The sequence below is a fragment of the Mesorhizobium sp. M0621 genome, assembly GCF_040320745.1.
Lineage (GTDB): Bacteria > Pseudomonadota > Alphaproteobacteria > Rhizobiales > Rhizobiaceae > Mesorhizobium.
This window is the reverse complement of sequence record NZ_JAMYQF010000093.1, coordinates 1-13,282: the sequence shown is the minus strand read 5'-3', so window position 1 is coordinate 13,282 and position 13,282 is coordinate 1. Positions and strand designations below refer to the sequence as shown.

The 13,282-nt window shown below is 61.7% G+C and carries 12 protein-coding genes and 1 pseudogene; 6 read left to right on the top strand and 7 right to left on the bottom strand.

What is annotated here, in order from left to right; all coding sequences use genetic code 11:
• On the top strand, positions 1-398 hold a 398-nt coding region (locus NKI38_RS32425; RefSeq protein WP_352664811.1), incomplete at its 5' end, for an oligopeptide/dipeptide ABC transporter ATP-binding protein.
• Positions 399-943: 545 nt separating this feature from the next.
• Here NKI38_RS32425 and NKI38_RS32420 read toward each other — a convergent pair.
• The 3 genes from NKI38_RS32420 to NKI38_RS32410 form a co-directional block, all read right to left on the bottom strand.
• On the bottom strand, positions 944-2,143 hold the full coding sequence (locus NKI38_RS32420; RefSeq protein ID WP_352664809.1) for an IS256 family transposase: 1,200 nt from the start codon (positions 2,141-2,143) through the stop codon (positions 944-946).
• A 419-nt stretch (positions 2,144-2,562) separates the two neighbouring features.
• A complete protein-coding gene (locus NKI38_RS32415) occupies positions 2,563-4,389 on the bottom strand; it encodes a heavy metal translocating P-type ATPase (protein ID WP_352664807.1) in 1,827 nt (608 codons plus the stop codon).
• A gap of 121 nt (positions 4,390-4,510) precedes the next feature.
• Positions 4,511-5,035 carry a hypothetical protein gene (locus NKI38_RS32410; RefSeq protein ID WP_352664805.1) on the bottom strand — a complete coding sequence of 175 codons (525 nt, stop codon included), beginning with the start codon at positions 5,033-5,035 and terminating at the stop codon, positions 4,511-4,513.
• A 137-nt stretch (positions 5,036-5,172) separates the two neighbouring features.
• On the opposite strand from NKI38_RS32410, the gene NKI38_RS32405 reads away from it, so the two are divergent.
• On the top strand, positions 5,173-5,655 hold the full coding sequence (locus NKI38_RS32405) for an oligopeptide/dipeptide ABC transporter ATP-binding protein (RefSeq protein ID WP_352664803.1): 483 nt from the start codon (positions 5,173-5,175) through the stop codon (positions 5,653-5,655).
• Positions 5,656-5,720: 65 nt separating this feature from the next.
• Positions 5,721-5,804, top strand: a pseudogene (locus NKI38_RS32400) (YqaA family protein); the annotation flags it as partial.
• Positions 5,805-5,903: 99 nt separating this feature from the next.
• Here the strand turns inward: NKI38_RS32400 and NKI38_RS32395 are convergent.
• From NKI38_RS32395 to NKI38_RS32380, 4 genes are read right to left on the bottom strand one after another with little or no spacing between them, the layout of a single operon-like run.
• The gene (locus NKI38_RS32395; protein ID WP_352664801.1) at positions 5,904-6,830 is read right to left on the bottom strand and encodes a sulfite exporter TauE/SafE family protein; all 927 of its coding nucleotides are present in this window, start codon (positions 6,828-6,830) and stop codon (positions 5,904-5,906) included.
• 1 nt (position 6,831) lies between these two features.
• Positions 6,832-7,719, bottom strand: coding sequence for a DUF1259 domain-containing protein (locus NKI38_RS32390; protein WP_352664799.1), 888 nt, complete (start codon positions 7,717-7,719; stop codon positions 6,832-6,834).
• Between the two features lie 39 nt (positions 7,720-7,758).
• Positions 7,759-8,229, bottom strand: coding sequence for a chromate resistance protein ChrB domain-containing protein (locus NKI38_RS32385; protein WP_352664797.1), 471 nt, complete (start codon positions 8,227-8,229; stop codon positions 7,759-7,761).
• Entirely contained in the window at positions 8,226-9,200 is a 975-nt protein-coding gene (locus NKI38_RS32380) for a Fe-Mn family superoxide dismutase (protein ID WP_352664795.1), read from the bottom strand. Before NKI38_RS32380 ends, NKI38_RS32385 begins: the two co-directional genes overlap by 4 nt.
• Positions 9,201-9,308: 108 nt before the next feature.
• Here NKI38_RS32380 and NKI38_RS32375 point away from each other — a divergent pair, with 108 nt between their 5' ends.
• The 3 genes from NKI38_RS32375 to NKI38_RS32365 all read left to right on the top strand — a co-directional run bounded on the left by NKI38_RS32375 (position 9,309) and on the right by NKI38_RS32365 (position 12,964).
• Positions 9,309-10,286: a chromate resistance protein ChrB domain-containing protein gene (locus tag NKI38_RS32375; RefSeq protein ID WP_352664793.1), complete on the top strand. Its 978-nt coding sequence runs from the start codon at positions 9,309-9,311 to the stop codon at positions 10,284-10,286.
• A 15-nt stretch (positions 10,287-10,301) separates the two neighbouring features.
• The gene (gene chrA, locus NKI38_RS32370) at positions 10,302-11,717 is read left to right on the top strand and encodes a chromate efflux transporter (RefSeq protein ID WP_352664791.1); all 1,416 of its coding nucleotides are present in this window, start codon (positions 10,302-10,304) and stop codon (positions 11,715-11,717) included.
• Between the two features lie 155 nt (positions 11,718-11,872).
• Positions 11,873-12,964 (top strand): MFS transporter, encoded by a 1,092-nt coding sequence (locus tag NKI38_RS32365; protein ID WP_352664789.1) that lies wholly within the window; start codon positions 11,873-11,875, stop codon positions 12,962-12,964.
• Positions 12,965-13,282: the final 318 nt, after the last annotated feature.

The window sequence follows — 13,282 nt, the reverse complement described above, 5'->3', positions numbered from 1 at the left end:
GGGTCCATACGCCGGTTGGCCTCCCCAAATACTTTTGGCCGCACTCTGTGGCGTCCGGGCGCGAGGTCTGCTCGGACGTGACGGTGATGTATCTCGGCCGCATCGCGGAGGCCGGCGTGACCCGCCCGCTGTTTCGCGAGCCGGCCCATCCCTACAGCCAGGCGCTGCTGTCGGCGGTTCCTTCTCCCGATCCCCGCATCGAAGCGGGACGCCGCCGGATCATTCTCGCCGGCGATCCGCCGAGCCCAAGCGCGCCGCCTCCGGGGTGCCGGTTCAACACGCGCTGTCCGGTGGCGATCGATGTTTGCCGGGTCGAGGAACCGATGCTGCGATCCGTGCCACATGGCGGCGTTGCCTCTTGTCACCTGGCCGATAGCGGCCGCCGCCCGGTCATTTGAAAGACGGGTATTTCTGCGCCCCAATGCGTTTTCGAGAAGCTGACCTATCGAGCCACGAAGGGTCCAAAAAGTCCAATCTCAATATTAATAGCGACTGCCGGCTCAGTACAAACGGCAGCGATGGCGGTTTCAGGCGTAGCAACATGACGGGCCGATCGCGGGCTAGCTCTGCTGGATCTGCCACACGTTCGGCCAGTTCGAGCCCTTTTTGGCCTCCAGCTATTCTCCATCTGAACGCGGACGCCAGCCTGGACACCCAGTATGGGCCTCAAACGCTTTTGTTACCGCGATTGAAGCCGGAACGTCGTTTAAGTCGGGATTTTTCAACAAAAAGACGCGGTAAATGTCCGACAAATCGCGCATGCTAACCGCTGGCAGTGCGCAATGAGTCTCCGTGGCGTAGAGTTGGGACCAAACCGCTGCCAGGAATCCGACGCAAAAGTTGTGTGCGTCAAGTTCTGCAAAATGGCGTGGCATCGCGGTGACGTCGGGGTGTCCGTCGCGCAGCCCCCGTGTTTAGCTGGGCGGCGGACACATGACGGTGCTCAGGCGGCCAAGGCCCTCAGGCTCTCCTTCTTGTGCTCGCGCAGATGATCCATGTTGAGATAGCGGGTCGCCTCGAGCCAGTTCTCGTGGATCTCCACCGCCAACGCCCGAACCAGTCGCAGACAGCTCCTTGGGTTGGGGAAGATGCGAACGACCAGGGTGCGCCGCTTGATCTCCTGGTTCAGCCGCTCCAGCATGTTCGTCGACTTCATGTGCTTGTGGTGAGCTAGCGGCAGCCGATAGAAGCTCAGCGTCTCCTCGATATTGTCTTCCACCCAGTTGACCAGCTTCGGGTATTTGGCCTGCCATTTGGCGATCCACTGCGCCAGGTCGCGTTTGACCTCGGCGAGGTCGCGCCGGTCGTAGAACCATCTGAGTTCCATCAGGCAATCGTCGTCGACCTTGCGCGGCACGTAGTCGAGCGCGTTTCTGAGGAAGTGCACGTAGCAGCGCTGCCAGACCGCTTCGGGCAGCACTTCGCGGATCGCCGCCCTGAGCCCCGGATGGTCGTCGGAGACGACGAACTCGACGCCGGCGAGCCCGCGATTCTTGAGCCCCGTCAGGAACTCGCGCCAGCTCGAATGGCTCTCCCGGTTGGCCAGCTCCACGCCCAGAACCTGGCGCCGGCCCTCCCAATCCACGCCGATCGCCACCAGCACCGCCTGGCTGGCGATCACGCCCGCCTCGCGAGCCCGCTCGTAGCGCGCATCCAAAATGAGATACGGATAGCTTTCCTCGAGCCGCTGCGTGAAGAACGCCTTGAGCGCCTCATCCAGCCGCATCGTCGCCTCGCTCACCGTCGAGGCCGAGAAAGAGTGGCCGCACAATTCCTCCGTCACCGCCTTCACCTTGCGGGTCGAGACGCCCTGCACGTACATCTCCACCAGTGCCGACACCAATGCCTTCTCCGAACGCTGGTAGCGCTCAAACAACTCCGTCGAGAACCGGCCGGCCCGATCCTGCGGAACGCGCAGCTCCAGCACCCCAACCCGCGTCACCAGCTTGCGCTCGTAATAGCCGGACCGGTAGCCAATCCGTTCCGTCGTCCGCTCGCCTTTCTCGGCCCCGATCGCCTCCGTCATCTCGGCTTCAAGAACCTCCTGCACGACAGTCTGCAATGCCTGGCGAAAGCCGTCCTCATCCGACAACAGCAACGCTTTCAACTCGCCTCTGCTCAGTCTAACTTCTCGATTGGTCATGGCACTTCCCCTTCCACGGGAATCGGTGATCGTAACGTCACCACCGTGCCATGGCCGCTCGCCCCTCAGAGCAAGCGCCGTTCTCTCTCCAAAACTTTTTGCAGAACCTTCAGGACACTATCGACGCAAAACTCAGCGGATGGGTCATTGCACTTCGAGGCCACTACATCCGCGCCATAGATTGGACCGTCCGTGTGAGCCTTGGCCGGACTCGCGGCAACCAATGCCGACAATCCCAAAGCTGCAATAACTGGTGCGCGCATATCCCACCTCCAGTCTGACACAGCATATGCAAGACAGCGGTTCGCATGCAAGCTTCACCAGGCGGAAATTGCGGTTGCCCGGTTTCGTGGGCCATGCGAATTGGACGCATTTGTCGTCCAAAGAACTGCAAGCGCCTTAGGCTCCAAAGAGATGCGCTAAACATCTTGGATTCGAACGCGCAGCAGTTTTGCCGAATTCAGGAACACCAGGACATCTGGCCCCAAGTGCAAAATCGCTGCCTGGATAGGACCGATCCAGCCCATCAGCGCTGCGGTAATGCCTAAAACGTGCACAACACCGACACCGACGAAGATATTTTCCTGAATTGTCCGGTAAGCACGTCGCGCAATCGCGCGGGCGCTGACAATTCTTGCCAGATCATCCTTCATCAATGCGATGTCGGCGGCTTCCAGCGCTGCCTGCGTGCCGCCGCCGCCCATCGCAATGCCGACATCGGCGCGGGCCAGCGCCGGCGCGTCGTTGATCCCGTCGCCGACCATCGCCACGCGATGGCCCTGCTTTTGCAGTTCGGCGATGGCGGCGACCTTGTCCTGCGGCATCAGATTGGCACGCACTTCATCCACGCCGAGTTCCTTGGCGATGGTCCGCGCTGTGGCCTCATTGTCACCCGTCACCATCACCATGCGCTTGACCCCGGTTGCACGGAGCTTTGCCAGCGCTTCGCGCGCACCTGGTCGCAATGTGTCGGCAATAAAAATCACGCCCGCGAATTTCCCATCGACCGCGACGTGAACCGGCGTCTGTCCGCCCTTTTCGATCGCATCGGAAAGCGGCACGCCGGCCTCGCGCAACAACGATGCATTCCCGACCAGCACGGTGCGTCCGGAGACCGTCGCCTTCACACCGCGCGCCTGCAACTGCTCGTACTGCTCCGGTTCCGGGACATCGATTTTCATCCGGGCGGCATAATTGACGACCGCCTTCGCCAAGGGGTGAGCCGAGCGCCGATCGGCGGCGGCGGCAAGGCCGATCAGATCAGCTTCCGAAAGCGTGCCGTCCTGCATCTCCACGCCGACAACCTCGGGCTTGTTTGCCGTCAGGGTGCCTGTCTTGTCGAACACCAGGACGTCGACCTTGGCCAAAGACTCCAGATAGACGCCGCCCTTGACCAGAATTCCACTGCGTGCGGCTCGCGCAATGGCTGCGATAATCACCAGAGGGGTCGCCAATCCGAGTTCGGCAGGCGATGTGAAAATCAGCAGAGTGACGATCATCCGAATGTCGCGTGTATAAAGATAAACCGCGACGAGGAAGATCAGCACGACCGGGATCAGCCATGACGCGACCTTATCCGCCAGTTTCTGGACGGGTGCCTGTTCTGCTTCGGCATTCTCGACCAGACTGATGATGCGGGCAAAGGTGGTGTCGGCACCAACCTTCTCGGTCTCGATGTCGAGGGCTCCGGATTCGACGACGGTTCCGGCAAAGACATCGGCGCCATCGCTCTTGTCCTTCGGAATGCTTTCTCCTGTGATCGATGCTTCGTTGACCGAAGCCGCTCCACCGACGACGGTGCCATCGACCGGGATCTTCTCGCCGGCCCGCACCAAGACAACGTTGCCTGCGCGCAGATTCTCGATCGGGACCTTGCGTTCGCCACCTGCGTCCCGCACAAGCGCCACTTGGGGCACCGAGCCGATCAAGTCTTTGATTGAGGCTCGCGCACGATCCATATTCAGATCGGCGATGAACTCCGCGATCAGAATGATCACCATGAGGACCGCGCCGGCGACGGTCTCGCCTCCGATCAGAGCCACCACCGTGGCGATGGTGACGAATATTTCGGTACCGATCTTGTGCTCTTTTGCGAGGTCAACGACGCCGGTCTTGACGAGCGGATACAAGCCGATGGCAACTGCCACCCACAAGGCTTGAATGGGAATCAGCTGTTGCCAGTACAGAAAGGCCATCAGGCCGGTAAATATAATGCGCGCGACTTCGGTCCAACGTTCGCGCGTCATCAGCGATCGCCAACCCGATGGAACCGCCTTAGGCGCCGGCTCAAAGCTTTCGGTGCCTACTATCTCGGATTCCATTGGCTCGCTATCTCGGATTGCGGTTTTGGCTTGAAGCGTGAGCGCATCAGGCCCTCGCGGCGGATAGTCCTGTCCAGCCATGGTATCCGACATAGAGGCCGACGGCGATGAGAAATAGGGCGCCCAGCGCGCGATGGTCGAGAACCACGACCAACGCCTGGTCGCATGCCGGACGCTCAGGGCAGCGGCGGCCCCGACCGTGACGAGAGTGATCGCAAGGCCGATCGAGAAGCACAGCACCAGGGAGTGCATGATCGGGGCGGGCACCGGTGTGCTCTGGAAGACGGCCAGACCACGCCGGTGCCCCGTTCAGGCAGCCAATGCGGGCCTCGATCGATTGCGACAGGCTGCCACGAATTTGTATCGCACTAGATGTGAGCTTGATGTCGATGTAGTTCCCTTCTGTCGTGATGGTCAGCGTTACTTCTCTGTCACCGCGATTCCGCCAGAACGAACCGTGATTTCCGTCGAAAGGCGGCTTCATGGCACCTTCGTCAGTGGGAACGCTGCGACCCTTTTCGTAGCTTACGGACTGCCCGCCGCCATCGCCGTGCGTCTCGAAGTTCACCACGGTCAGCTGTCCAGGAAAAGTTTGCCTTGGCACCCTGCCGCCTCACGAGCTTGACTTCGGCACCCTGGCCTGGCGCCAAGGTGAAGGATAGCTCGTCTCGCCCTCCTGGCCGGATCGAGGCTTCCGAGGTTGCTTCGGTGACAGGCGCTGGCGCTGGCGGCCCGGCCGCGCGTGCTGATTGCCGACGAGCCGACGACGGCGCTCGACGCCACCGTCCAGGCGCGCTGCAGAAGCAGCTTGGTCTGACCATTGTCATTCTCACGCACGATCTGGCGATCGTGCGTGAGGTCTGCTCGGACGTGATGGTGATGTATCTCGGCCGCATCGCGGAGGCCGGCGTGACCCGCCCGCTGTTTCGCGAGCCGGCCCATCCCTACAGCCAAGCGTTGCTGTCGGCGGTTCCGTCGCCCGATCCCCGCATCGAAGCCGGGCGCCGCCGGAGCATCCTCGCCGGCGATCCGCCGAGCCCAAGCGCGGCGCCTCAGGGGTGTCGATTCAACACGCGCTGTCCGGTGGCGATCGATGTCTGCCGGGTCGAGGAACCGATGCTGCGATCCGTGCCGCATGGCGGCGTTGCAGCCTGTCATCTGGCTGATAGCGCACGTCGCCCTGTTGTCTGAAAGATGTCGTTTCTGCGCCCGAACGTTTCGCGAAGCTGACCGCCGTCTCGGGCGTCCTGCGCAAGCCTTTCAGGGTTTTCCTGTTGCTTGTCGCCGTCGCCAAGGTCCGCCGCTATCTGGTTCTTGCCGCCGTGACCCTGAACCTGATGACGGCGACCTTGTCGAGGGCTGCGCGCAGGCCAGCTTCTGTGTATCGCACGACCGGACGACCAAGTTACGCCGCAGCGCTCAAGCCAACGTCGACATTGTTAAGACATTCCTGTGGCCGCCCGCCAGGCCTGCACAACGATGCTGTGTTGGTTCCAGATCATCAGCGCTCCGCTCACAGCCATGAGCGCGACCACTAGGCGGCGGAATTGTCGTCCACTCAGGTGTTCGAGCCAGGGCTTGGCCAGCAGATTGGCAAGCGCGGCGCCCAAACCCGCGGCTACGCCGTATATAGCCGCCTGGCCACCGAGCGCGCCAAGTCCGGTGAATACCGCGATCTTCACGACATCGGTCACAAACGAGTTCACGGATTTCGTGGCGACCAACGTCTCCTTCTCCGAACCGTAGTTCAGATAAAGCGAATTCAAGACGGGTCCCACAGTGCCCATCAGCGCCGACAACAGGGCGACGATCAGGCCGGCCGGGAGAAACCACCAGCGGCGGGCTCGGTAGCTCCGCTCGCGCGCGCCGCCGCGAAATTCCCAGACTGCACTGATCAGATAGATCCCTATGAGTATCTGCAGCCATTCCGCCCGACTGTTGGCGAAGAGCCAGGAGCCCGCAGCAGCACCGGCGATGGCGCCGGGCAGGTACCAGCGGACCAGGCTCCAATCGATGTCGCGCCGAAAGGCCAGGGCGCGGATGGGATTCCCGATGAGCTCTGTCAAGGTGATGACGGGCGCAACCGCGGCGCTGCCTGTGATGAAAGTCACGGCAGGGATCAGCAATAGACCTCCGCCTCCGGCCGAAAGTGTGTTCAGCGTCCAGGTGAGGAACCCCGCCAAAGCCAGGAGGCCTAGTCTAATCCAGTCCATTCGATCAGAACGAAGCGCGCCTTCGATCGTTCCGAACGCCTCGCTTCGCAAAAGCCCGGCCCGCCCCTTGAGGCTCGTGTCCGATGGATAGGCGATCTCCGGCGCAATGCTGGTGGCAGAAAGACGCCGTGCCAGAGAACCCGGGCCACCCAATCTAGCTCTTCTTGACGGCGACCTTGTCGAGGGCTGTGCGCAGGCCTTTCGCCAGCTTCTGCACATCGTCGTTCGCCCAGAAATGCATGAAGAAGAGCCGCGGCTTCTCATCGAGCATGTGGCTGTGCAACGCCGTGATCTCGATGCCGTTGTCCTGCATGGCTTTGATAACCGGATTGACCTCCTTTGCGGTCAGCACAAAATCACCGGTGATCGCCGCCTTGCCGCCACCTGTCGATTGGAAATTGATCGCTATAGCCGAGCCCATGGCCGCCGGCACTTCCATTCCATTTTCCTCGACCGGCTTAGCGCGCGGTATTGTAAACTGGTAGACCGCTCCGTTAGCCTTACCCTTATAACCGATGGTTTGGTCGACACTGGCCGTGTCGAACTCGATCCGCGGAGCGGCTTGCGGCTGGGCGCCGCCTCCCATCGGTGTTTTGCTCAGCGCCAATCCTGCATGAAGCGCCGTTGCGAGCGTAACCGGGTCGCCTTGGCCGAAGAGGTGCATGTAGAGTGTCATCGGCTCCGCGCGCAGCAAGTGGTTGTGCACCGCAGTGATCTCGATCCCACCTTCTTCAAGCTTCTTCATGACCGGGTTCACCTCGTCCTGCATCAGAACGATGTCGCCCATGACCATGGCCTGATCTCGCATGGGTTCGAAGGCGATCCAGCCTCCAAGCGCAAATCCGGGTTTCAGGGATATGCCATCGAGCGAAACCTTCAGGTCCGTTCGTGGCAGCCCGACCCTGTAGACGCCATCAGGCGTCTCGGTTCCGGATTTGCCGAGCGCTTTTGCGATTGCTTCCCAATCGGGTGCCGCCGATGCCGGTTGGAGCAGCGCCGACATCGCGATCAGCATTGCTTCGGTCACGAGTTTTGCATGCATGGGGTTTCTCCTTGTGATCTGCCCCCATTGCCCAATTCGTCATGCGGCCGCCGGCTTGATGGCGGGTGGCCAGCTATGCGTTTCCGCCTTGCGGCCCGAAGCCCACGCGTAGAGCGCGTCATAGATGACGAAGCCATGCTTCAGCACCTCGTGGTCGTCGGGCGTCAGGTCCCGCAGACCCATGGAGATCGCCAGCAACCCTGCCGACTGTGGCGTGAGATCGTGCCGGTCCGTGTCGGCGCCGCGTACGATCGCGGCAATGGTTACGATCGCCGGGTCGCGCTTGAGCCCATTTTTGGAAACAAAGGTGTCGAAACTGCAGCCGTCGCCGACATGCGTGAATTCGACGCCGGGCACGTCGTAAGGCGTGGCGCCCGTTTCCTGGGCAACGCGGATCACCTGATCGGGCGGCACGAAGAGGAACTCAGGTTCCTTGTCGATGAAACGCGCAATCAGCCAGGGGCAGGCAATGCGGTCGATGACCGGACGTTCGCGAGTAACCCATTTCATGGCGCAATCCTTTCTTCGTTGACTATCAGAGGGACAGTGCGCGCGCCGATCGCATGCCAGGCGGCAATGCCGCCCGAAAGCGCACTTGCGTCGACGCCGCGGCGGCGCAGTTCGGTCACGGCGTCGCCGCTGACCTGGAAGCCGTAGACGCAATAGACGATGACCGGCCTGTCCGTCGGCAGTTCATCCGCCCAATCGGCGATCTTCTCGGGCGCGCGGAGCTTGGCCCCCGGCAGCATGTCGCCGCGCTTTGCCAGATCCTCGGCAAGGCAGACGTCGAGCACCACGAGATCTTCTCCTTGCTCGAGGCGCGCGCGCAGTTCCTCTGGCGCAATCGCTGGAACCGCATCGTCCGATGCCGAGCCTGTTGAAGGATCACGCTGCGTGACGGCCCGGCGGTGGCGGGCAGCGACCCGTTCCCAATGGATGTTCTTCATGAAGGCATCGACATAGGCGCCGGCCTTGGTGCCGAAATCCATGTGGTAGGCATGTTCGTACATGTCGAGCGCAAGGATCGGCATGCCGCCGGCAAGACAGTTGGTGTGGTCCGCCGCCCATTGGATCGTCAGTCGGTCGCGCCGCTCCGACCAGGTCAGCAGGGTCCATCCCGAGCCTCCTGCCTGCGCCTTGGCACAGGCCATGAACTTGGCGCGCCAGGAGGCCACGCTGCCGAAGTCGCGCTCCAGAGCCGCAGCGAGATCGCCTCCGGCATCGCCTGTGCCACCGAGTCCGTCGAAATAGATTTCGTGCAGGATTGCTGAATTGGCTGCGACCAGTTCCTCGCGTTTCAGACCGTTGATGTCGAAAATTGGCGCCGCGCCCCAGTCGAGCCCGTCGAGCCGCTGTTCGATGGCGTTGAGGCGACGAACGGCGCCGCCATAGTTGTTTTCGTAGTGACTTGCCAACAGCCTCTCGGAGAGGCCGACGAGGCGAGGCGGCTTGAACGGCAACGGCATGATCTGGTGTGGCATCGGTTTCCCCACTCTGCGGCACGGCCATCCGTGAGGGGGCGAACGCTATGCTCGAATGAGAAATGATACAAGTGTTGCATTTGGCTTTGTTCATGATACGGTTCACTTATGAGTGAGGGGCAATCACAGGAGCAGCGCTGGCTGCTCCTGATCCATCAGCTGCCGAGCAAACCCGCCTACTTCCGGGTGAAGATCTGGCGACGCTTGCAAGGCATCGGCGCGGTCGCAGTCAAAAGCACCGTTTACGCCCTGCCGGCCAATGCCGAGATGCAGGAGGATTTCGAATGGCTTCTCAAGGAGATCGTCGCTGGCGGCGGCGAGGCCATGATGTGCGAGGCGCGCCTTGTCGATGGTCTGTCGGACGCTCAGGTCCGGGCGATGTTCGACGCCGCCCGTGACGTTGATTACGTGGAGATCGTCAAGGAAGCGCGCGATCTGGCCGATGCGATCAAGGCGAACCCGACATCGGAAAGACATGCGGAAGCGCGTTCGCAACTCGGCCGCTTGCGCAAGCGGCTCGCCGAAGTCGTCATGATCGATTTCTTCGGCGCCAGCGGTCGCCTCACTGTCGAGGGACTGATCGCCGAGCTCGAGACACAGCTTATAGAGGACTACGCCATGACCAAGGAACAGAAGAAGGCCGCCGAGCCGGGTGAGCTCAAGGGCCGGACCTGGGTCACGCGCCGGGACGTGCATGTCGACCGCATAGCCTGCAGCTGGCTGATCCGTCGCTTCATCGATGCCGATGCAACAATCCGCTTCGTCGCTGGCAAGGGATACGTGCCAAAGGAGGGCGAATTGCGCTTCGACATGTTCGAGGGAGAAATCACCCATGAGGGAGACCGCTGCAGCTTCGAGGTGCTACTGGACCGCGCCGGCATTACGGATACGGCTTTGCAGGCCATCGCCGAGGTCGTCCACGATATTGATCTCAAGGACAGCAAGTTCGGTCGCGAGGAAGCCACGGGGATTGCCAGCCTGATCGCCGGGATCGCCATGGCAAACGCGGGGGACGAGCAACGGATCGCCGAGGGCGCTTCGGTGTTCGACAACCTCTACCGATATTTCCGCTCGAAGCGCGGCTGATCCGAGGAACTAATCATGGCCAATGCAGAGAGCACCGTGACAGCACCGAACCGACCACACGACACGCCCGGCCATGGCATTTCGTTCGCTGAGGCCACGCGGGTGTGGGCGCGTGTGGCCGCGCTCAGCTTCGGCGGCCCGGCGGGTCAGATCGCCATGATGCACCGCATCATCGTCGAGGAAAAACGCTGGATCGGCGAGACCAGGTTCCTGCATGCGCTCAATTACTGCACGCTGCTGCCCGGGCCGGAGGCACAACAGCTTGCCATCTACATCGGCTGGCTCATGCACAAGACCAGAGGCGGCCTTGTCGCCGGTATCTTGTTCGTGCTGCCTGGTGCGATCGCCATCATGGCGTTGAGCTGGATCTATGCAATCTTGGGCAATGTCGGCGCAGTTCAGGCTCTCTTCTTCGGCCTGAAGGCGGCGGTCCTTGCCATCGTGCTCGAAGCGGTGTTGCGGATCGGCAGACGGGCACTCAAGAACAATGCCATGATCGGGCTTGCGGCGGCGGCCTTCATCGCTCTGTTCTTCTTCCACGCGCCATTCCCGCTGGTCATCCTGGCTGCGGGTGTGATCGGTTACGTCGGGGGACGGGCAGGGTGGGCTGCATTCCAGTCGGGCAACGGACATGGCAAGGTCGGCGGCAAGCAGGTTGCCGACGCTGATACGGCGCTTGGCGAAGGGGTGCCTGCGCATACCCGGCCGTCCGTCAGTTGGTCGCTGAAGATCGCAACGGTGTGTCTGCTGCTGTGGCTCGTGCCGGTCTTGGCACTTCTTGTGTTTCTTGGGCAAGGCAATGTCTTCACCGACATCGCGATCTTCTTCTCGAAAATGGCGATGGTCACTTTCGGCGGCGCCTATGCGGTGCTCGCCTACGTCGCTCAGCAAGGCGTCGAGCACTACGGCTGGCTCAAGCCCGGAGAAATGCTGGACGGCCTCGGCATGGCCGAGACCACGCCCGGTCCGCTCATCATGGTCACCCAGTTCGTCGGTTTCATGGGCGCGTACCGGGCGCCAGGAATGCTGAGCCCGCTGGTCGCCGGAACACTCGGCGGTCTGCTGACGACGTGGGTAACATTCGTTCCGTGCTTCCTGTGGATATTCCTCGGCGCGCCGTTCATGGAGACGATGCGCAGCAACAAGGCCCTATCGGCAGCGCTGTCTGCCGTCACGGCGGCGGTGGTCGGTGTGATCCTGAACCTGGCAGTATGGTTCGCGCTTCATGCGCTGTTCCGCGAACTGCGTGAGGTCAGCTGGCTGGGCACGACGGTGGATGTGCCGGTATTCAGCTCCGTCAACCTGCCGTCGCTGGTGCTGACGGTCGGTGCGCTGCTGGCCGTGTTTCGTTTCAAGATCGGTATGATCCCCGTGCTCGCAACATGCTCTGTCCTGGGCGTGCTTTATGGCGTTGCCACGGGATCGATTTAAGCAGTGCCATAGGCGCAACCACTTTGCGGCAGGAGGCATACCTGGCAGCCCAGACGCCGACGAATGCTTCGCGCGAACCTTTAGCCAAACAGAGGTTTTCGCTGCTGCCTGCCGGTGCCAGGCCGGCAGCTGCCCTTCTGTTGACGTCCAGGGGATTGAGGGCATTCGGCGACGGACTCGTCAGTCTTCTGCTTCCCGCCTATTTGGCCACACTTGGTTTCAGCCCTTTCAAGATCGGGGTTCTCGCCACAGCGACGCTCGCTGGTTCAGCGGCGCTCACTTTGACCGTCGGGTTTGTCGCACACCATTTCTCTCGCCGCTCCCTGCTGATCGCAGCTGCCGTCCTGATGGTCGTCACGGGGAGCGCCTTCGCGTTGGTTCAGGATTTCTGGCCGCTGCTCCTTGTCGCATTCGTGGGAACGTTGAACCCATCCTCGGGCGACGTCAGTGTGTTTCTGCCGCTGGAGCATGCGCAACTTGCCCATAGTGTCACTGACCGCGACCGCACCGCGCTCTTTGCACGCTACAGCCTTGTCGGCTCACTTGTAGGGGCGGTCGGTGCTCTTGCGGCCGGAGCCCCCGACCTACTCCGCCAGATTGTCGGCCTGGACATCAAGCAAGCTCTCCAGATCGCCTTCCTGCTTTATGCCTTTCTGGGAGTAGGAGCGTTGCTCCTCTATCGGAAACTGCCGGATGAGCCGCTCGATGCGAGTGCGGTACCGGCGGACCCACTACGCAAATCTCGAACCATCGTCCTCACGCTCGCTGCACTTTTCAGCCTTGACGCTTTTGCGGGCGGTTTCGTGGTCCAGTCGTTGATGGCTCTTTGGCTTTTCCAACGGTTCGGGCTATCGCTCGCTGCGACGGGCGCAATCTTCTTTTTGACGGGTATCCTCTCGGCCGGGTCGTATCTAGTGGCCGTGCAAATCTCTAAACGGATCGGGCTGGTGAATACGATGGTGTTCACACACCTGCCGTCCAGTCTTTGCCTTTTGCTCATCCCCTTTATGCCGAGCCTCGGTCCCGTCATCGTACTTCTGCTGATCAGGAGCGCCTTGTCGCAGATGGACGTACCGACTCGCACCTCCTACGTCATGGCCGTGGTATCACCTGGTGAGCGGGCCGCCGCCGCGAGTGTCACCGCTGTCCCGCGCAGCCTCGCGGCAGCCGCCAGCCCGATGCTTGCCGGCTCGCTGCTCGCAATGTCCGGCTTCGGTTGGCCGCTGCTCCCATCGCCGGCGCCTTGAAGATTGTCTATGACATCCTTCTGCTTGCGATGTTTCGCAAGGTTCGCCCGCCAGAGGAACGACGAGATGGGCCGTAGCAACCCGCGGAATGCCGAGACAGCATGAGCCGCGCGCCCCTGTTATTCTGCAGGTGCGCGTTCTGCCGACGAGTAGTGCATCAATTGAAAAGCCCGCCACGGTAGCGACCACGGGCGGGCTTTAAATGGGAGCGGCTACATTCCTGAGTCGACCGTGAACTATCCGCAAGCCGTTGATCTGGCATGTTGATTGAGGCGGATAGCGGCTTTTGGATTGCAGGATTAGCGGTTTATGGGGGCT